The organism is Parafrankia sp. BMG5.11 (genome assembly GCF_004337455.1).
In genome coordinates, this window is the sequence record NZ_SJXI01000038.1 from 35,108 (window position 1) to 53,322 (window position 18,215).

An 18,215-nucleotide genomic window follows, 5' to 3' on the forward strand; every position below is an offset into this window, starting at 1 on the left:
CGCCACTTCTCACCCCACTCGCAGCCCCGAACCGCAGCCCCCGGCTCAGTCCTTGGCCCCAGCTCCCAGCCCTGGTCCGGTCCTCCCGGAGTCGGCCCGGTCCCTGGTAGCCGCGGTTGCGGAAGTCGCTGGATGGCCGGGTTCGGGTGGGTGAGGTGCTCTGGGGGCTGGAGCCCGGTTTGATGGTGTCCCGTTGGACGCGAGGGGGTCGGTTGGCTGTGGAGATCGACGGGATGATGCTGGCGTTGCTGGAGATCCCGGCTGAGTGCACGGTCGAGTACAACCGGTGGTACGACCTCGACCACATGCCCGAGCACCTGGCCAAGCCCGACGTGCTCCTGGGACGTCGCTACGTCGCGCCCCGCGACCTGCGGGAAGCACCGGGGGTCGTCCGGTCCGACCTGCTCGGCGGGTATCCGCCGTACCTGACCACCTACTGGTTCGGCGGTCCGCTGGAGATGACCAGCGAGCAGGCCCGCGAGGGCTGGCTCGCCCTGGATCGGACGCTCCTCAAAGGCGGGCGCTTCTGGCGGATCGGGCGGCCTCGTCACAGCTCGCGGTGGCGGGTCGCCGCGGCCTGGAGCCGCCCGGGGTGCCTGGTGCGCCCCGTCGCCGTCCCGTATCTCGCGCACCGAGGGGTGATCGTGGCGCTCGGGCGGGCGCCGTCGGCGGCCCGGCTGGGCGAGGCGGTGGACTGGTGGGAGCGGGTGCACCTGCCCGACCTGGCGGCCGTGCCCGGCCTCCTCGGCGCCGTCCGGCTGAAGTGGGCGGACGAGATCGGCGGGGGCGAGGCCGGTGGGAGCGAGACCAGCGGAGACGAGGCCGGCGGGGGCGAGGCTGTCGACGCGGCACCGGGGTCGGATCTCGTGCTGCACATGCTGCTCTGCGAGGACCCGCCCGAGCTGGTGATGGGGCGGATCGAGGAGGCCAAGCGGTACTGGCGCGCCGTCGGCCGGTTCCCCGCGCACCGCGGGGCCTACGAGGAGCTGGCCTTCCTGCCCTACCGGCTGATCGTGCCGCTCGAGTACGACTTCGACATCACCGAGGACGGGACCGAGGAGGTCACCGCGAGAACCACGGACGTCACCGGTGACGTCCGCGGGGACACCGCCGGGTGAGCGCACCGAGAGCGCAAGGGGGGCGGTGGCCGGGCGCGGCCGTCCCGGACCGGCGGGCGTCGGGTGGGTGGCGCGGGTGCGGGAATATCACGATGGTCCGGCGCCGCTGAGCGTGCGGGTGGCGACGTTCACGACGGGTGGCGTCGTCCAGGAGAGGTGCGTCGCGTGCGGTGGTCGATGCCGCCGTATCGACGGCCTCGCGACGACGGAGGTAGGACATGGGCAAGCTCGATGACGGGGCGAAGGAACTGCTGGACAAGCCCTTCCACGGGTGGGTGACCACGTTGACCGCGGACGGCTCGCCGCACAGCACGGTGGTCTGGGTCGACGTCGACGGCGACGATGTCCTGTTCAACACCGCGGTCGGCCGGGTCAAGGAGAAGCACCTGCGCAAGGACCCGCGGGTGTCCGTGGGCGTGCTGGACCCGGAAGACCGCTACCACCTGGTGAGCGTGACGGGGACGGCCACGCTCGACACCGAGGGCGCCGACGCCCACATCGACCGGCTGGCCAAGAAGTACCTCGGGGTCGACAGCTACCCGTTCCGCAAGCCCGGCGAGCAGCGGATCATCGTCCGGATCACGCCGAGCAAGGTCGTCTACAACGCCGGTTCCTGACCGCCGCGCCGCCCGCGGTCGCCGGCCTCGTCCGGCGACCGCCCAGCCACCGGCCGTCGCATTCCGGCCCAGACGCAGCCGGACAAGCCGGTCTCCGTCACCACATGGTGGGCTGGATCGGGGGTTCGCGGCGGTAACGGGGTAACTGTTGAAGTTCTGTCAAAAATCGCTATACGTTTTCAGTCTGACCTCTTGCGGTGCCACGTGGCGCGCGAGGGCCTCAAGCGTCGTGGAGGTAACAGACTGTGCTGCTGGAGTTGGATCCCGATCAGGAAGTCCTGCGGGAGGCGACGGCTCGGTATCTGACCGACCGGGTGCCCACAGAGACGATCCGGCGGCTGCGGAACGACGCCTCGGGGTTCGAGGCGGACTACTGGCGTGCCGGCGCCGAGCTCGGCTGGACGTCCCTGCTGGTGTCCGAGGAGAATGGCGGCGGCTCTATCAGTGGGGCGGGCCTGGTCGACCTGACCGTGGCCGCGCACGAGTTCGGGCTCCGGGCGGCGCCCGGACCGCTGGTGCCGACGAACGTCGTCGCGGCGGCGCTGAGCGCCGTCGGCGGCGCGGCGCACGAGGCCGTCCTGGCGGGGCTGCTGGAAGGCACGGCGATCGCCTCGTGGTGCTACGGCGAGCCCGCGCCGAACGATCGTCTCGGCACGGTGGAGCTGACCTGCCGGGTAGAGGGCGACGAGATCGTCCTCGACGGGGTCAAGCGCCCGGTCGAGTCGGCGGGCGTGGCCCAGTTCCTGCTGGTCACGGGGCGCAGCGAGGCGGGTCTCACCCAGGTGCTCGTCCCGACCGACACGCCGGGCCTGACGGTGGAGCCGCTGCGCACCGTCGACCTGACCCGCCGGTTCGCGACCGTCCGGTTCGACGGGGTGCGGGTGCCGGCGAGCGCCCTGGTCGGTGAGCTCGGCGGGGCCGCGGAGCAGGTGGAGCGTCAGCTCCAGCTGGCCCTGGTGATCCTCTGCGCGGAGAGCGTCGGCTCGATGCAGGCCGCGTTCGACATGACGGTGCAGTGGGCGTTCGAGCGCTACTCGTTCGGCCGGCCGCTGGCCTCCTACCAGGAGCTCAAGCACCGGTTCGCGGACATGAAGTCGTGGCTGGAGGCGGCGCACGCCATCAGCGACACGGCGGCGAGCGCCGTCGACGCGGAGTCGCCGGACGCCCCCGAGCTGGTCAGCGCCGCGAAGGCGTTCATCGGTGAGTACGGAACCGAGCTGCTCCAGGACTGCGTCCAGATCCACGGCGGGATCGGCGTGACCTTCGAGCACGACCTGCATCTCTTCCTGCGCCGGGTCGTCCTCGACCGCGCGCTGTACGGCACCCCCGCCGAGCACCGGCAGCGGATCGCCGGCGTGGTCGAACATCTCAAGGAGCGGGCATGAGCACGGGCGACATCGAGGACGTCGAGACCTTCCGCCAGCGGGCGCGGGACTGGATCCGGGGCAACCTGGCGCCGCTCCCGGCGGGCAGCGGGATCGGCGTGATGCGCGCGGGTGAAAGCGACGAGGCGGAGCTCGCCGCGGTCGCGCGCCAGCGCGAGATCCAGCGGATGTTCTACGACGCGGGTTTCGCCGGGATCGCCTTTCCCCGCGAATACGGCGGCCAGGGGCTCACCGCGGACCACCAGAAGGCCTTCAGCGAGGAGATCTCGGGCTACGAGTATCCCGCCGACATCCAGGCCCCGACATTCTCGCCGTGTGCCGCGGTGCTGCTCGACTTCGGCACCGAGGAGCAGAAGCGCCAGCACATCCCGGCGATTCTGAAGGGCGAGGAGCTGTGGATGCAGTTCCTGTCCGAGCCGAGCGCCGGTTCGGACGTCGCCGCCGCGCTGACCAGTGCCGTCCGCGACGGTGACGACTGGATCCTGAACGGGTCCAAGATCTGGACGACCGGCGCCTGGTGGTCGGACTGGGGCCTCGTCCTGGCCCGGACGAACTGGGACGTCCCGAAGCACCGTGGGCTGACCGTGTTCATCCTGCCGATTCACCAGCCGGGTATCGAGGTGCACCGCATCGAGATGCTGAACGGCAACAAGGAGTTCTGCCAGGAGTTCCTCACCGACGTCCGGGTCCCGGACACCGACCGCATCGGCGAGGTCGACGACGGCTGGACGGTGGGCACCCGGTGGATGTTCCACGAGCGGATGCTGCACAACTCGCCGCTGGTCACCATTCCCGCCGACGGGGCGCGCGGCACGATCCGCGCCACCCACCTGGTGGAGATCGCGCGCGACGCCGGCCGGCTCGAGGACCCGCTGGCCCGTGACCTCATCGGTGAGGGCCGCATGCTCGACCTCGTCACGCACGCGCTGCAGGGCCGGCTGTCCCGTGGCCTGCGGTCCGGCCGGATGCCCGACCAGTCGGCGGCCATCGGACGGCTGTTCACCGGTGTGACGGCCGCGCGGACCACGACCCTGTCGTTCAACCTGGCCGGCGGGGCGAGCGCGGCCTGGACGGACGACGACGGCGCCACCGCCGAGTGCGGCAACGACTTCCTGCTGCGGCAGGTGAGCTGCATCGGCGGCGGCACCACCGAGATGGCCCGCAACGTTGTCAGCGAGCGGGTGCTCGGCATGCCCCGCGAGCCGGCGAAGGACCGCGGGGTGGCCTTCCGGGACGTCCCGCGGGGCGCCTCGAACCGGGGCTGACCCCACCGATCCGTGACAGCGGCCGGGCGCGTACCCACGCGCCCGGCCGCTGTCGTTCGTCCGGCTCTCTCGTCCGGCTGTCGCTCGTCTGCTCTCGTTCGGCTGGGAGGCTCAGCGCTGGCAGCCGGCGGACGGGTCGGCGGGGTCGCGCACCGCCGCGTCGAAGTCCACGAACCCGTCGGCGAGGCGCTGGCCGCATATCCAGGAGTTGATCCGCTGGCGGTAGTTCTCGCTGTCGGGGGCGGTGCCGGTGCCGTCGATGACGGCATTGGACGCGGGCGTGATCGTCGAAGCGCTGCAGCCCGCTGCGCCCCGCCTGCGACGGCTCACCGCTGGTCAGGAGCATGTTCCCGCTGATCCCGGCGTTGACGACGGAGACCGGGATGCCGGCGCCGAGCAGCCGCCGCTGCAGGTGGTCGGGGTAGCGCGGGTTCCGGTCCGCGACGCTGGCGTCCGCGGGGACGCTCAGCGCGGTGGAGTGCCGATCCACCGCGAATCTGTCACATCCGACCTGCCTGGATTCGACGTATCCGCAGGGTGCCTGCAGCGCGCAGGAACCAGACCGCGCCGCCACGCGGACGCGAGCACAGGCGAAGGACGGAAGCGTATGAAGATCACGATCTTCGGAGCCAGTGGGGCCACGGGGCGCCTCGTGGTGCGACAGGCACTCGACGCGGGCCACGCCGTGACGGCGGTGACGCGTTGCCCGGCGGAGTTCCCGCTGGCCGGTGAGCAGCTCACCGTCATCGGGGGCGATGTGTCCGACGGGGCCGCCCTCGCGCCGGCGATCGAGGGCGCCGACGCGGTGCTGTCCAGCCTGGGGGTGCCGTTCATCCGTGGCCCGATCACCGTCTACAGCCGCGGCGCCGCGAAGATTCTCGAGGCGATGACGCGGCACGGTGTGAAACGGCTGGCCGTCGTCAGCTCGACGGCGGTCGAACCCCACCCCCACCGCGAGGGCGGGTTCCTGCTCAACCGGGTCATGCAGCCGATGATCGTCAGGACGATCGGCAGGACCACGTACGCGGACATGCGGGCCATGGAGCAGATCGTCCGCGAGAGTGACGCGGAATGGACGATCATCCGATCCTCGGGGCTGTTCGATGCCGACCACGTCTCGCGCTACACCGTCAGCGACGGCCCGCTGGACGGAGTCTTCACCAGCCGTGCCGACCTGGCCCACTGCCTGCTGACGCAGGCCACCGGGAAGCGGTTCGTCGGCCGGACGGTCGAGATCACGACCAGCGAGAACGCCCCGACACTCCTACAGGTGATCCGGCGGGAGGCGTTCGGCCGTGACTGACCCCGCCGCCGACCACCTGTCATGACCTTCGAGCCCGCGTCCCCCGCGAACGGCGCCGCCTGGTACGCCGAACAGTTCGAACGCCAACGTCGCCAGCTGCGCGCCGTCGCCTACCGCATGCTCGGATCCTTCGCGGACGCCGACGACGCAGTGCAGGAAGCCTGGCTGCGGCTCAGCCGAGCAGACGAGACGGCGATCGACAACCTGGCCGGGTGGCTGACCACCGTCGTCGGGCGCGTCTGCGTCGACATGCTGCGCGCCCGCCGGGCGCGGCGCGAGGACCTGCCCGGCACGTGGCTGCCCGACCCGGTCATCACCGAGGCAGACACCCCCGATCCCGAACAACGCGTCCTGCTGGCCGACTCGGTCGGCCTGGCGCTCCTCGTCGTCCTGGACAGTCTTCGACCGGCGGAGCGGCTCGCGTTCGTGCTGCACGACATGTTCGGCGTCCCGTTCGACGACATCGCTCCCATCCTCGAGAAGAGTCCGGCGGCGACACGGCAGCTGGCCAGTCGCGCCCGTCGTCGCGTCCAGGGCAGCGGCACCCGGCCGGATCCCGACCTCCCCACCCAACGTCGCGTGGCCGAAGCCTTCCTCGCCGCTGCTCGCAACGGTGATTTCGCCGCGCTCGTCGAACTCCTCGACCCGGACGTCAGACTCCGGGTCGACACCGGGCCCCGCACCTGGCTCGCCCCACCGCTGCTCACCGGAGCACGCGACGTCGCCAGCCACGCCGCCGTCCAGGGCCCACGCTTCGCCGGCCCCTGGGAACCCGCCCTCGTCAACGGCGCCGCCGGCATGATCGCGCGTGGCAGAGCCGGGCTGATCGCAGTCGTGGGATTCATCGTCGTCAACGGCCGCATCAGCGAGATCGACCTCATTCTCGACCCCGACAGGCTGGCCGCCGTGAAAGTCAACGACTGATGCGATGCGCGTCCTAGCCGAACGCCTCCACGATCTCGGTGACGATGGCGCGCGCGGCCGGGGAGAGGTCGCGCCATCCGGTGCCGAGGTCGGCGGCGAACGAGCGCCGGTAGTCGGTACCGGGGGAGCGGATGGTCTCCGTGTAGCCCGAGTGGAACAGCACGGGCATTCGCAGGCCTGGCGCCGTCGCCACGGCGCACGGGCCGAGATCCAGCGCCAGGGCGTCGAAGACCTGCAGTTCGGTGCGGTCCGCATGCTTGACGAAGACCACCACCCAGCCGTCGCCGCCGGCCTTGTCCGGCACGAAGACCGGGGACTCGCAGATCGTCCCGGCCGGGAACGTCCACGCCGACTGCTCGGTCATCGACTCCAGGTCGATGCAGACCAGCGACGACGGGATCTCGGTCGTGGGCAGGTCGTCGACGTCGACCACCCGGAACGGATGGTCGGCGTACATCTCGACGATCGCCGAGACCATCGTGTCGGGCGTGGCGCCCCAGTACGCCTGCCACAGGTGGCGGCCCCGCTCGAGCGCCGCCGGGCGGGTGTCGCGGGCGTAGAGCAGGGTTCCCCAGTGCCGCTGCGGGTCGAGGAAGTACCTGCTCTGCCGCACCTGCCCGGTACGGCCGTCGATGACGTGCCGCCCGACCGGTGCGGCGTCGACCGGCGTCGGCATGAACCCGGACAGGCAGCTGCGCAGCCTGTCCCCGGTGCGCCACACGATGTCCGAGCGGGTGATGGCGTAGTTCATGTCCCAGCCGTTCGAGTGCGCGACGTACATCGTGACGTCGTCGCCGTTCTGGCCGTAGTCGGCGAACTCGTGGAACGACTCGTACGGGACCCGCGCGTGCGTCACCGGCACCGCGGAGCCGACCCGGGCGCGGGTCAGCGCCCGCTTGGCGACCAGGTAGATGTCGGTGAACGGCAGGTGCGGCTTGGTGCGGCCGCGGCCGGCGACACTGCCGGGCTCCGGCTGGAAGCCGATCTCGGTGAAGATGACGTAGTCGCGGGTCACCGCGATCTCGTGGGTGCCCTGGGTGATGCGCGCCCCGGGGACCTCCCAGGTCTCCAGCTCGCCGTGGCCGTCCCAGCGCACCACCGACAGTGGGCCCTCCGCGTCGGTGGTCGACCGGCCGCGCGGGCGCAGGTGGATGTTGCTCCACCACAGGCAGCCCTCGTCGGGGTCGACCACCGGGTGGGACGTCGTCTGCACCCCGGGGAACAGCGGATGCGCCCCGACCTGGGGATACTCCTGTACCGCGCCGAGGAACGTCCGGTAGGTCATCGTGACCGGGTCGAGCTCCACCGGCCGCTGTCGGTCGGCGGTGAGCAGCAGCCGGTCGCCGAAGAAGTGCGGCGCGGTGTGGCTGAGTGACGGGCGGGCGCCGGTCAGCAGCCGCTGGAGCTCCTCCGGAGCCAGTGCGGCACGCAGCCCGCCCAGCATCGCCAGGTCCGGGGTGACCACCCGGCGGGTCCGCCAGACGCGTTTCGCCAGATCGACCCGGGTCAGCATTCCCGGCCCGCTCGGCGCGAAGTCCAGCACCGTCGGCTGGGCCGGCCCGACGACAAATGCGAACCCGGTCAGCCCGTCCGGCCACTGGCCGGCGGTGACGACAAGATCGACCTCGTATTCCCGGCTCTGCTCGAGCACGTGGTAAACCGCGTGGTCCACGAGAAAACCTCCCGCCGACCCGTCGGAGGAGCGGCTGAGAGAAATTCTCGGAGCCTGCGGCTGCCGGGCGGTGGACTCAGGGTGAACGCCGCGGGAAAGCGCCCCCGCCGGGTTTGTGCCCATGGCTCGATCGCGCCGGTGAATCAAGTAGACGCATCAGTCTACTTTCTGCGAAGCTACCGTTCGTGGCGGCGCCGGGGGAAGGTCCCGGGCCCGACCGGGCCGCCGCCGCCCGGGCGAGGCGGTCGCGGCGACGAGGATGGGCATGATGGCGGGCACGAGGGCGACGGTCGGATTCGTGGGCCTGGGGAGCATGGGCGGCGCCCTGGCGGCGAACCTGGTCGCGGCCGGGTTCGACGTCGTCGCCCACGACGCGGCCGGCCCGGATCGGGTCCCGGTGGGAGCGGTCGGCGCGGCCGACGTCGCCGAGGTCGCCGGCCGGGCCGACACCGTCGTGTTCAGCCTGCCCGACGGGGCGGTGTCCGAGCAGGTCGCCGGTGAGATCGTCGCGCTGGCCGGCCGGCGGGCGGCGTACGTCGTCGACACCTCGACGGTCGGGGTGGCCGCCGCGCGCCGGATCGCCGGCCGGCTGGCCGGCGCCGGTGTCGGCTACGTCGACGCGCCGGTGTCGGGTGGTGTGGCGGGCGCCCGGGCGCGCACGATCGCGGTGATGTTCGCCGGGTCCGACGCCGACTGCGCGGCGGTCACGCCCGTCCTGGCCGGCCTGAGTGACCGCCGGACCAGAGTGGGCGACGAGCCGGGCCTGGCCCAGGCGCTGAAGCTGGCGAACAACTTCCTCTCCGCGACGGCGCTGGCGGCGACCAGCGAGGCGATCGCCTTCGGCACCTCGGCCGGGCTCGACATGGCCACGATGCTCGACGTGCTGAACGGCGCGAGCGGCCGGAGTTCGGCGACCGCCGACAAGTTCCCCAACCACGTACTCGCCGAACGCTACGCGGCTGGTTTCACCAACTCGTTGATGGCGAAGGACGTCGCGCTCTATCTGGCGGCCGTCCAGGAGCGCGACGGCGCCGTGCGAAGCCCACAGAACTCACCGAACTCGCGGAGCTCGCGGATCGGGGCGGTCACGGCATCGGTGTGGGAGCGGTTCGCGGCCGCGGCACCCGGTGCCGACTTCACCCGGATCTATCCCTTCGTGAAGGGAACCTGACTGCCCGCCGGACGCCTGCTCCGAGTATCTCCGCACTGTCTCCCGGCCGGGGAGCCTCCTGGGGCCGGGGTCTTGTAAATCGGGTGTTCAGAAACTAATCCGGGCCGGGTTGGTTATCGCTGATGATCGAAAATCATCCTCTCTGTTGAGGAGAGGATGATTACTAAAAAGTGCAATCGACGGCTGGCGGCGCTCACGCCCACCAGCGGCCAGGCCAGGCCAGTTCGGAGGTCGGGTCCTGTCCTGGGGCATCACCAGGGGGGGTTGTGGGCGGTAAGGTGGTTCTCGGGTACGCCATATAAGGTTTTCCGGGCCTCGTGGTGGCGCCGGCATTCCGGGAGGTCGAATACCGTCCGTGACGCGGTGTCGGAGGCGGTGATCGGCCGGCCGGAATTGATCTGCGGGTCTTGACCGGACCAACGTCAGGTGATAGGCATTTTTTGGGATTCGTTCGGTTCGGACGGCTCGCACCGGTTATCACAGTACTATTGACCTGCTGTGTGATCGGTATCACTATCGGTTGCCGGGTGTTTACCGGTTCAAGGGCGGAGGAACCTCTGATATGGCACGTATCGACCCGCTTCCCCTCAGGGAATGGCCGAAGGAGATGCGTCCGGCCCTGGCAGCCCTGACGCCGCCCGTGCCGCTGCACCCTCCGATGCCCTCCGAGGGCAAGCCCAAGGCACTGAACACGCTGGGGACGCTCGCCCACCACCCCACGCTGGCGCACGCCTTCTTCACGTTCAACGGCCACATCCAGCGTGCGACGACGCTGACGCTGCGCCAGCGGGAGATCATCATTTTGCGGGTGGCGGCACTGCGCAAGTGCTACTACGAGTGGACACAGCACGTCGTCATGGGCCACGACATCGGCCTGACCGACGACGAGATCACCCGCATCGCGCTGGGCCCGGACGCGCCCTTCTGGGACCCGGTCGAGGCGGCGCTGATCCGCGCGGTGGACGAGCTCCTCACCGAGGGCGCGATCGGCGCCGGCAGCTGGGAGACCCTCGCGGCCAAGCACGACACCCAGCAGCTGCTGGACATCATCTTCACGGTCGGTGCCTACGAGACCCTGGCGCTGATGATGCGCTCGTTCGAGCTCGAGCTCGACGACGACCTCACCCAGACCTGACCGCCGGACGAGCGACCCGGCACGGCGCCGTCCCCACGGGGTGGTGGCACACCCAGACCCGACAGGAGTAGTCATGGCCGTGACCGTCACCGAGATCAGCCCGGAGGTCGGCGTCGAGATCGCCGGCCTCGCCGGCCATCAGCTCGCCGACCCGGCGGTCGCGGCCGACTGCCAGGCCCTGCTGGAACGCCACGGCGTCGTCGTCTACCGCGAGACCCACGTCGGCGACGACGACCTGGTCGCCTTCAGCCGCCTGCTCGGCCAGGTGGTCGTCGCCCCCGTGGGCGGCACGGACACCCACCCCGAGATCTCGAAGATCACTCTGGACCCGGCCGAGAGTGTCCTGGCCGCCTACCGGCGGGGAACCTTCTTCTGGCACATCGACGGGGCCAACGACGAGCTGCCGCAGAAGGCCACGCTGCTGACGGCCCGCCAGGTCTCCGACGAGGGCGGCGACACCGAGTTCGCCAACACCTACGCCGCCTACGAGGCGCTCTCCGACGCCGAGAAGGAGCAGTTCGCGAAGCTGCGCGTCGTGCACAGCTTCGCGGCCTCGCAGTCGCTGGCCGAGCCCGACGCGTCGGAGCGGACCCGCGCGCTGTGGGCACGGGTGCCGGCCCGCGAGCACCCGCTGGTCTGGACCCGCCGCAGCGGCCGCAGGTCGCTGCTGGTCGGCGCGACGACCGACCACGTCGTCGGCTGGCCGGCGGACGAAAGCCGCGCCCTGCTCGACCGGCTCCTCGAATGGTCGACCCAGCCGCGGTTCGTCCTGCGCCATCACTGGCACCCCGGCGACCTCGTGATCTGGGACAACACCGGCATGCTGCACCGGGCGATCCCGTACACGGCGACGTCGCACCGGTTGATGCACCGAACGACCCTCGTGGGCGAAGAAGTCGTAGCCTGACCTCCGCGCGCGGCACCCCGCGCGAAATTCTGACGTCCATCGGACGGTCGGCCCGCGGGCAAGGCCGAGGCCGGCGGGACGACGGACGTCCGCACTGTCCGAACTGCCCGATGGAGGTCAGCATGCGAGTGGTCGTGGACTTCAAGCTCTGTGAGAGCAACGCGCTGTGCGTGGGGCTCGCTCCCACGGTGTTCGAGCTCGACGACAACGACTATCTGAACGTGCTGGACGAGCACCCCGAGGAGGACCTCGTCAAGGACGTCCGCGCGGCCGTCACCGCCTGCCCCAAGCAGGCCATCAAGCTCGTCGACGACTGAGCGCACAGGTCGGCGCCGGGCGGCCACTGACCGTCCGGTGCGTCGGCCGCGTTCCGTCCCCGGGCCGCGGCGCCGCGGCGTGACACGGTGTCGTGAACGGGGGGTGACGGTTACGCGGACGATTTTTGGCCGGCAAGTGAACGCCGCCTTCTCTTATCATGGCGGTTGATGTCCCGCGCTCACTCCAGTCCCCGTGACCGGACCCGCTTTGGGGTCGGCGAGGAGGGTGTGGCCGGCGGGGCCCGATCCGCCCGGCATCGGCACGCCGCGCAGCGGTTCTGGCAGCTTTCCGACACCGATCTCGACGACCTCCTGGCGCTGACCGGCGAGGCCGACCGGGTCGAGCTGAAGCTGGTCGTGCCCGTGGCCGCGCACGAGGCGACCTGCGCCGCGCTCGGCATCGAGTTCACCCGCGCCCGGGTGCTGCGGGTCTTCTACCTGGACACTCCCGAGCGCGCGCTGCACCGCAACGGTGTGGTGGCCCGGGTCCGCAGCATCGCCGGCCGCGCCGACGACGCGGTGGTGAAGCTGCGGCCCGTCGTCCCGGCCGAGGTCCCGCCGCGGCTGCGCCGCTCCCGCAACTTCATCGTCGAGATCGACGGTATGCCCGGCCGGTACGTCTGCTCCGGGGCGCTGCGGGCCCGGCTGGACGCCGCCGACGTCGACCGGGTGATGGCCCGGCGGCGGGCGCTGCACCGGCTGTTCACCCCGCGGCAGCTGCGGCTGCTCGCCACCCGCCTGCCGGCCCGGCTCAACGTCGACGATCTCGCGGTGTTCGGCCCGGTGGACGCCCGCCGGGTCAAAATCATCCCCGCCGGTCACGACCGCGCGCTGCTCGCGGAGCGGTGGACGTATCCGGACGGCTCGCGCATCCTCGAGCTTTCCACCCGCTGCCGGCCCGCCGAGGCGCTGCGTGTCGCCGGGCGCACGGCGGACGTCCTGCGCCGGCACGGTGTCGATCTCAGCGGGCCGCAGCAGACGAAGACCCGCACCACCCTGGATTTCTTCGCCGGCGAGCTGACCGGCCCCCGGCGGTGAGGGCGGCCGGCCCGGCGGCGGGCGGGCGCTCCCTCGCGGGTGGCCGACGAGCATTCATTGTACTGACGGGTTTGGTTCTGGGAGCTTCACGCCAAGTGGGTCACTGGGGCGTCTGCCGGTAGCCGCGGACGAACAGCGCGACGCAGGAGCGGACCGCAGTGTCCAACTGCTCGCCGTCCACGCCCGGCGGGGGCGGGTAGAGGAAGACGCCCACCTCGGTGATCTGCCAGGCCGTGCCGGTGACCAGGACGATGAACTGGCTCGCGGCCCTGACGGGATCGTCGATGCGCAGCGCGCCGGCGTGCGTGAGCCGGGTCAGCTGGCTGATCACCTCCGACCAGACGGGGCCGGCGACGCGGGTGCGCCACAGCTCGAGCAGATGTGGTTGGCGAGGGCCCTCCGACTGGAGGAGTCGCCGCAGCGACGCGGTCCGGGGATTGAGGAAGATCGCTGTCAGGCGTCTCGCGAGATCGTTCAGCTGCGACTCGGCGTCCACCGGGCGCTCGGCCGGGCCGGTGGTCGGCCGGTCGGTTGGGGCGTGCAACGCCTCGAGGGTCGCGTTCAGGTGCGTGTCGATGACCGCGCGGAACAGCGTCTCCTTGTCGCCGAAGTGGTTGTAGACGGTCTGCCTCGAGACCGGCGTCGCGGTGGCGATGTCGTCGAGGGTCGTGGCCGCGTACCCCTGGCGGACGAAGAGCTCGAGCGCCGCCGCCATGATCGCCTCGCGCTTGGCGGGAAGGCCGCGCCGCGCTCGCGGGGGCCCGCCTTCGTTGCCTGGCATCGGGTCAGGCTAACCTTGGACACTGTTGTCCAACTTTCTAGGCGTAGACGTCCAAACCTGCCTTCCGGCTCGCGCGCGGCGGGCGGGACGGCCGCCCACGCCGGCCCAGCTCCCGATCAAGGAGAGATGAGTGCCCAACCCCGACACCCCGCCCAGCGACCACCCGCACACCGTCGTGATCGGGGCCGGGCCGGCGGGACTGACCGCCGCCTACCAGCTCGTGACCAGGGGGGCGCCGGTCTCCTGCTACGAGGCCGACGACGTGGTCGGCGGCATCAGCCGCACCGTCGTGCGTGACGGCTGGCGTTTCGACATCGGAGGCCATCGCTTCTTCACGAAGGTCTCGCAGGTGGACGCACTCTGGCGGGAGATCCTGCCCGAGGAGGACTTTCTGCTACGCCCCCGGATGAGCAGGATCTACTACAACGGGAAGCTTTATGACTACCCGCTGAAGGCGCTCAACGCGCTCGTCAACCTCGGTCTGGCCGAGGCATCGCTCGCCATCGCGTCGTACCTGTGGGCGTGCGTCCGACCGCCGAAGGGGCAGGCGACGAACTACGAGGCATGGCTGGTGGCGCGGTTCGGATGGCGCCTCTACCGGACCTTCTTCAAGACCTACACCGAGAAGGTGTGGGGAATACCGGTCAGCCAGATGCCGGCTGACTGGGCGGCCCAGCGGGTAAAAGGCCTGTCGCTTCCCGCCGCCATCGTGAACGCGGTGCTGCCGAAGCGCAACCAGAAGAAGATAACCAGCCTCATCGAGGAGTTCCGCTACCCCAAGTACGGGCCGGGAATGATGTGGGAGGCGGCCGTGGCCAAGGTCGAGAAGCTCGGTGGACGGGTCGTGATGAACACGTCCGCGACCAGGATCCACCATGAGGACGGCCGGGCCGTCGCGGTCACCGTGCGGACGCGGTCCGGTGAGTGCTCGCGGGTGCCGGCCGATCACGTCATCTCGTCGATGCCGATGTCGACATTGCTCACCAGCATGGATCCGCCGCCACCCGCGCATGTTCTCGACGCGGCCAACGATCTGCGCTACCGCGACTACCTGACCGTCGCGCTCATCGTGCCGGAGGAGTTCAGCTTCCCGGACAACTGGATCTACATCCACGACCCCGGGGTGCGGGTGGGGCGCATCCAGAACTACGGGTCGTGGTCCCCGTACCTGGTCAAGGAGGGCCGGACCTGCCTCGGGCTCGAGTTCTTCGTCTTCGAGGGCGACGACATGTGGGTTCGTCCGGACGACGAGCTGGTCGCTCTGGGCACCGCCGAGCTCGAGGCCCTCGGGCTGGTCCGCCCCGGCGCGGTCGAGAAGGGCTACGTCGTCCGCGTCCCCAAGGCGTATCCGACCTACGACCAGTTCTACCGGCGGAACGTGGAGGTGATGCGGGAATGGCTGGCGCTACATGTTCCCAATGTGCATCCGGTCGGCCGGAACGGCATGCACCGCTACAACAACGCCGATCACTCGATGCTGACCGCCATGCTCACGGTGGAGAACATCCTCGACGACGCCGGGCACGACATCTGGACGGTGAACGTCGAGGAGGAATACCACGAGGAGAAGGTGAGTGAGCGTGGCAGGGCCGGCGGTGGGGGGACCGGCCGGGACGCGCCGGTGATTCCCCGTCCGGTGGCCGGCCCGGCCTCAGCCCCCCGCTCCGTCGGCCGCGGTTGAAACACCTGCGGATCGTCGGCCGTCAGCCGGCCGAATCCAGCAGAGTGATCGCGCGGGCCACCCGGTCGGCGTGCGCGGACTCCTCGGTGCCGCTGATCCGGAGCAGGCGGGCGACCTTCTCGTCCGCCTCGGACGCCGCCCACCGCTGGTAGTCGGCGTCGCCGGCACGTTCGCCGCGCACGATGGCGTTCAGCAGGGCCGCGTCGACGGCGGTGGGCGCGGCGACGGGATATCCCGCCTTCAGGTCCGCCGAGGCCTCGTAGGCGCGTCCGAGTTTGATGCCGATGGCCTGTCCCATTCGGTTGGCGTGGCCCAGTTCCTCGCGGCCGTTGCGGCGAAGCAGCTCGGCGGCCTCCTCGTTGCCGATGTTGTCCGCCAGATGGAAATAGAGCTGCCCCGACGTCCTTTCCAGCTTGTAGAGGATCTCGAGTTCGGGCACACCCAGGTGGTCCAGTTTCGCGAGCGCCTGCGCGGCCGCACCGAAGTCCCGCTCGTCCATTCTTCGTCGCCTCCTCGGCAACAGTGGCCATCGGACCGGCCTGACTGTAGGGACGCCGCGGGCATCGGCGCGCGACCGCAGCGGCCTTCCCACGTACCGCGGCGGCCCAGTTCGGACCGGCCTGCCCGCGTACGCGGCGGCCCCGCCCGGACCGGCTGGTCGCCTACGATTCCAGCGTGACGGCAGTGCCATTTCTCCCCATGCGCCGGTGCGTGACGGTCGGCGCGGGCACGGTGGAGCACCGGGCGGACGAGTTGATCTCCTACTGGCACCGGCACGACCTGCACGAGGTCGAGTACGCCGTCTCCGGTCTCGCGGAGATCCGCACACCGACGACCCACTATCTGATGCCGCCGTCCTACGCCGCGTGGGTGCCGGCCGGGGTGGAGCACTCGCCCCTGCTCAGGAACGTGACCACGATCGCGGTGTTCTTCGACCCCGCGGTCTTCGACTTCCCGTATTCGCGGGCCGCCGTCATTCCCGTGCCGCCGGTGCTGCGGGAGATGATGCGGTACGCGACCCGATGGCCGATCGGCCGGGGCGAGGACGACGCCGAGGCCGACACCTTCTTCAGGGCGCTGGCCGCGGTGGTCCGCGGCCAGCTCGCGCACGAGGCACCCCTGTCGCTGCCCACCGCGGACGATCCCGTCGTCCGGGACGTGATGGCCTACACCACGGACCACCTGGCCGATGCCACAGCAGCCCGGGTGTGCCGGGCCGTCGGCATCTCGGAGCGGGTGCTGCGCCGGCGGTTCGCGGCCGTCCTCGGGCAGTCGTGGCGGGAGTACCTGCGGCAGGTCCGGCTGATCCGGGCCATGGCACTGCTGAGCACGCCGACGACCTCGGTCGGCGAGATCGCCACCGAGGTGGGCTTCGGTAGCGCGAGCGCGCTCGCACGTGCCTTCCGGGCGTGGACGGGAGAGAGTCCGTCCGCCTACCGCGACCGATGGCTCACGACCGCCGCCCTGGACGACCCCAGCCATCTGACGAGTACGTAAGCGTCGCTGTTTCCGGCCAACGGGTGCGTGGGCGGTGTGTTCTGGGAGAAGCTGGGATGAACGCGTCTCATCCGGCAGGCGCGGCGAACGAGGAGGTCGAGGCCGTGATCCGGCTGAGCGTGTTCTACCCGAGGACCGAAGGCGCGACGTTCGACCTCGACTACTACGTGAACAAGCACATCCCGATGGCCTGCCGGATGTGGGGGCTCACCGAGGTCGAGGTCGACCAGGGCATCCGCGGGCCGTACGTGGCGGCGTCGCACTTCCTCTTCGAGTCGGCGGAGGTGCTCCAGGCGGCGATGAGCGCCGACAGCACAGCCATCAGCGCCGACCTGTCGAACTACACGACGATCACCCCCGTCATGCAGATCAGCGAAATTGTGAGTAGCTGACCCCGTCAGCCCTGCCTCTGTCGGCCCTGCGTCTGCCAGCCGGGCCAGCACCGAGCGGATGGTGACCTTGGACTGGCCCGCACCCCGAGGTGCTCGCCAGGACGTCCGCCCAGCTTGTCTCCGTCCCTGGGTCCAGGTCGATGAGCGCGTAGGAAGGCTGGCGCGGCTCGGTGACCGTGGACGTCCACGCGTGCCATTCGAGGGCGCCGAAGTTCGCCGCCCACACCAGCGTGGCCGGGGTGTCGACCACCAGGTGGGTGCTGGTCCGGCCGGGGATGGCATCCGGTTTCTCCCAGCGCGGCGTAGCGCGCCAGATCCCGCTTGGTCACCGCCGGTTCGCCGTGCTCGCCCGGCCGGCCCGGAAACAGCGTCTTGTCGAGGTTGGTGAGCCGGACCCGCTGGCCAACACCTCCCACACCCCGCCCGCGCCCAGCGCGTCGAGCGCCTCGAGAGTGCCGGGCGGCCCGATCGCGCCGCGCGCGGTGTCGCCGGGTGACGGCGCGCGAGCCGGCACGGACGCGAGCGCCGGTGGCAGGTCCGAGCGCCACATCCGGTCGGGATCGGCTCGGACCTCCTCGTTGGTCCGGCCGCTGAGCGCCGGGCGTGGATGCTCCTCCGGGTCCCAGCCGGCCACCGCGTGGGCGTCCCGTGTGTGCAGCAGGAGCCACTGCTCACCGTCGCCGCGGACCAGCACCAGGCGGCCGCGCAGCTTGTGCCCGAAGACGTCGGCATGCAGCTCGCCGGCGGCGACCGCCGCGACCGGGTCGGTGGTGCCGTGCGGCGCCCAGGTGCCGAGATCCCAGACGATCACGTCCCCCCGCCGTACCGCCCCTTCGGGATGACACCTCGAAGTCGAGGTACTCGATCGGATGGTCCTCGACGTGGACGGCCATCCGGCGCACGGCGGGGTCGAGGGTCGGGCCGCGGGGGACCGCTCAGCTCGCCAGGACCCCGGCCATCTCGAACCGCAGGTCGTAGCGCAGCCGTCGGGCCCGGTGGTGCTCCATGATTA

Annotated in this window: 20 protein-coding genes; 14 read left to right on the top strand and 6 right to left on the bottom strand. The window is 70.8% G+C overall.

What is annotated here, in order from left to right:
- Positions 1-218: 218 nt before the first annotated feature.
- From E0504_RS26305 to E0504_RS26320, 4 genes are all read left to right on the top strand, one after another.
- On the top strand, positions 219-1,118 hold the full coding sequence (locus tag E0504_RS26305; RefSeq protein WP_112104629.1) for a hypothetical protein: 900 nt from the start codon (positions 219-221) through the stop codon (positions 1,116-1,118).
- A 218-nt stretch (positions 1,119-1,336) separates the two neighbouring features.
- Entirely contained in the window at positions 1,337-1,735 is a 399-nt protein-coding gene (locus tag E0504_RS26310; protein WP_071060153.1) for a PPOX class F420-dependent oxidoreductase, read from the top strand.
- A gap of 245 nt (positions 1,736-1,980) precedes the next feature.
- Positions 1,981-3,120: an acyl-CoA dehydrogenase family protein gene (locus E0504_RS26315; RefSeq protein WP_071060154.1), complete on the top strand. Its 1,140-nt coding sequence runs from the start codon at positions 1,981-1,983 to the stop codon at positions 3,118-3,120.
- Positions 3,117-4,385 carry an acyl-CoA dehydrogenase family protein gene (locus E0504_RS26320; protein WP_071060155.1) on the top strand — a complete coding sequence of 423 codons (1,269 nt, stop codon included), beginning with the start codon at positions 3,117-3,119 and terminating at the stop codon, positions 4,383-4,385. The genes E0504_RS26315 and E0504_RS26320 overlap by 4 nt, the downstream gene beginning before the upstream one ends.
- Positions 4,386-4,496: 111 nt before the next feature.
- Here the strand turns inward: E0504_RS26320 and E0504_RS26325 are convergent, their stop codons facing one another.
- Positions 4,497-4,715: a hypothetical protein gene (locus tag E0504_RS26325; RefSeq protein ID WP_112104628.1), complete on the bottom strand. Its 219-nt coding sequence runs from the start codon at positions 4,713-4,715 to the stop codon at positions 4,497-4,499.
- 277 nt (positions 4,716-4,992) lie between these two features.
- Between E0504_RS26325 and E0504_RS26330 the strand changes: the two genes are divergently transcribed.
- Together E0504_RS26330 and sigJ are read left to right on the top strand one after the other, a co-directional pair.
- Positions 4,993-5,688 (top strand): NAD(P)-dependent oxidoreductase, encoded by a 696-nt coding sequence (locus E0504_RS26330; RefSeq protein WP_112104627.1) that lies wholly within the window; start codon positions 4,993-4,995, stop codon positions 5,686-5,688.
- Positions 5,689-5,709: 21 nt separating this feature from the next.
- Positions 5,710-6,612, top strand: a complete 903-nt coding sequence (gene sigJ / locus E0504_RS26335; RefSeq protein WP_112104626.1) for an RNA polymerase sigma factor SigJ — start codon at positions 5,710-5,712, stop codon at positions 6,610-6,612.
- Positions 6,613-6,625: 13 nt separating this feature from the next.
- On the opposite strand, the gene E0504_RS26340 is transcribed toward sigJ, so the two are convergent.
- Complete coding sequence (locus E0504_RS26340) at positions 6,626-8,284, bottom strand: carotenoid oxygenase family protein (protein ID WP_131626025.1); 1,659 nt, start codon at positions 8,282-8,284, stop codon at positions 6,626-6,628.
- Positions 8,285-8,552: 268 nt separating this feature from the next.
- Here E0504_RS26340 and E0504_RS26345 point away from each other — a divergent pair, with 268 nt between their 5' ends.
- The 5 genes from E0504_RS26345 (at position 8,553) to E0504_RS26365 (ending at position 12,852) form a co-directional block, all read left to right on the top strand.
- Complete coding sequence (locus E0504_RS26345) at positions 8,553-9,455, top strand: NAD(P)-dependent oxidoreductase (protein WP_131626032.1); 903 nt, start codon at positions 8,553-8,555, stop codon at positions 9,453-9,455.
- A 562-nt stretch (positions 9,456-10,017) separates the two neighbouring features.
- Positions 10,018-10,590 (top strand): carboxymuconolactone decarboxylase family protein, encoded by a 573-nt coding sequence (locus tag E0504_RS26350; RefSeq protein ID WP_112104624.1) that lies wholly within the window; start codon positions 10,018-10,020, stop codon positions 10,588-10,590.
- Between the two features lie 73 nt (positions 10,591-10,663).
- Positions 10,664-11,497 carry a TauD/TfdA family dioxygenase gene (locus E0504_RS26355; RefSeq protein ID WP_071060161.1) on the top strand — a complete coding sequence of 278 codons (834 nt, stop codon included), beginning with the start codon at positions 10,664-10,666 and terminating at the stop codon, positions 11,495-11,497.
- A 122-nt stretch (positions 11,498-11,619) separates the two neighbouring features.
- Complete coding sequence (locus E0504_RS26360; protein ID WP_071060280.1) at positions 11,620-11,814, top strand: ferredoxin; 195 nt, start codon at positions 11,620-11,622, stop codon at positions 11,812-11,814.
- Between the two features lie 228 nt (positions 11,815-12,042).
- The gene (locus E0504_RS26365) at positions 12,043-12,852 is read left to right on the top strand and encodes an adenylate cyclase (RefSeq protein ID WP_112104623.1); all 810 of its coding nucleotides are present in this window, start codon (positions 12,043-12,045) and stop codon (positions 12,850-12,852) included.
- Between the two features lie 100 nt (positions 12,853-12,952).
- Here E0504_RS26365 and E0504_RS26370 read toward each other — a convergent pair whose 3' ends face one another.
- Complete coding sequence (locus E0504_RS26370; RefSeq protein WP_112104622.1) at positions 12,953-13,633, bottom strand: TetR/AcrR family transcriptional regulator; 681 nt, start codon at positions 13,631-13,633, stop codon at positions 12,953-12,955.
- A gap of 130 nt (positions 13,634-13,763) precedes the next feature.
- On the opposite strand from E0504_RS26370, the gene E0504_RS26375 reads away from it, so the two are divergent.
- Positions 13,764-15,314 (top strand): NAD(P)/FAD-dependent oxidoreductase, encoded by a 1,551-nt coding sequence (locus E0504_RS26375; RefSeq protein ID WP_112104621.1) that lies wholly within the window; start codon positions 13,764-13,766, stop codon positions 15,312-15,314.
- A 22-nt stretch (positions 15,315-15,336) separates the two neighbouring features.
- Here E0504_RS26375 and E0504_RS26380 read toward each other — a convergent pair whose 3' ends face one another.
- Complete coding sequence (locus E0504_RS26380; RefSeq protein WP_112104620.1) at positions 15,337-15,813, bottom strand: ferritin-like domain-containing protein; 477 nt, start codon at positions 15,811-15,813, stop codon at positions 15,337-15,339.
- Between the two features lie 176 nt (positions 15,814-15,989).
- Between E0504_RS26380 and E0504_RS26385 the strand changes: the two genes are divergently transcribed.
- Both E0504_RS26385 and E0504_RS26390 read left to right on the top strand, forming a co-directional pair.
- Complete coding sequence (locus tag E0504_RS26385) at positions 15,990-16,811, top strand: AraC family transcriptional regulator (protein ID WP_235013553.1); 822 nt, start codon at positions 15,990-15,992, stop codon at positions 16,809-16,811.
- Positions 16,812-16,867: 56 nt separating this feature from the next.
- Positions 16,868-17,203: an EthD family reductase gene (locus E0504_RS26390; protein ID WP_112104618.1), complete on the top strand. Its 336-nt coding sequence runs from the start codon at positions 16,868-16,870 to the stop codon at positions 17,201-17,203.
- On the opposite strand, the gene E0504_RS54340 is transcribed toward E0504_RS26390, so the two are convergent.
- Positions 17,181-17,453: a hypothetical protein gene (locus E0504_RS54340; RefSeq protein WP_373693938.1), complete on the bottom strand. Its 273-nt coding sequence runs from the start codon at positions 17,451-17,453 to the stop codon at positions 17,181-17,183. The genes E0504_RS26390 and E0504_RS54340 overlap by 23 nt on opposite strands.
- A 75-nt stretch (positions 17,454-17,528) precedes the next feature.
- Positions 17,529-18,014 (bottom strand): hypothetical protein, encoded by a 486-nt coding sequence (locus tag E0504_RS51410; protein ID WP_200835118.1) that lies wholly within the window; start codon positions 18,012-18,014, stop codon positions 17,529-17,531.
- Positions 18,015-18,215: the final 201 nt, after the last annotated feature.

What these genes read in the sequence shown, in the direction of transcription:
- E0504_RS26345 (WP_131626032.1), top strand. Translation starts at nt 8,553, where the DNA reads ATGGCGGGCACGAGGGCGACGGTCGGATTCGTGGGCCTGGGGAGCATG.
- E0504_RS26320 (WP_071060155.1), top strand. Translation starts at nt 3,117, where the DNA reads ATGAGCACGGGCGACATCGAGGACGTCGAGACCTTCCGCCAGCGGGCG.
- E0504_RS26310 (WP_071060153.1), top strand. Translation starts at nt 1,337, where the DNA reads ATGGGCAAGCTCGATGACGGGGCGAAGGAACTGCTGGACAAGCCCTTC.
- E0504_RS26380 (WP_112104620.1), bottom strand. Translation starts at nt 15,813, where the DNA reads ATGGACGAGCGGGACTTCGGTGCGGCCGCGCAGGCGCTCGCGAAACTG.
- E0504_RS26370 (WP_112104622.1), bottom strand. Translation starts at nt 13,633, where the DNA reads ATGCCAGGCAACGAAGGCGGGCCCCCGCGAGCGCGGCGCGGCCTTCCC.
- sigJ (WP_112104626.1), top strand. Translation starts at nt 5,710, where the DNA reads ATGACCTTCGAGCCCGCGTCCCCCGCGAACGGCGCCGCCTGGTACGCC.
- E0504_RS26330 (WP_112104627.1), top strand. Translation starts at nt 4,993, where the DNA reads ATGAAGATCACGATCTTCGGAGCCAGTGGGGCCACGGGGCGCCTCGTG.
- E0504_RS26360 (WP_071060280.1), top strand. Translation starts at nt 11,620, where the DNA reads ATGCGAGTGGTCGTGGACTTCAAGCTCTGTGAGAGCAACGCGCTGTGC.
- E0504_RS26350 (WP_112104624.1), top strand. Translation starts at nt 10,018, where the DNA reads ATGGCACGTATCGACCCGCTTCCCCTCAGGGAATGGCCGAAGGAGATG.
- E0504_RS26390 (WP_112104618.1), top strand. Translation starts at nt 16,868, where the DNA reads ATGAACGCGTCTCATCCGGCAGGCGCGGCGAACGAGGAGGTCGAGGCC.
- E0504_RS26355 (WP_071060161.1), top strand. Translation starts at nt 10,664, where the DNA reads ATGGCCGTGACCGTCACCGAGATCAGCCCGGAGGTCGGCGTCGAGATC.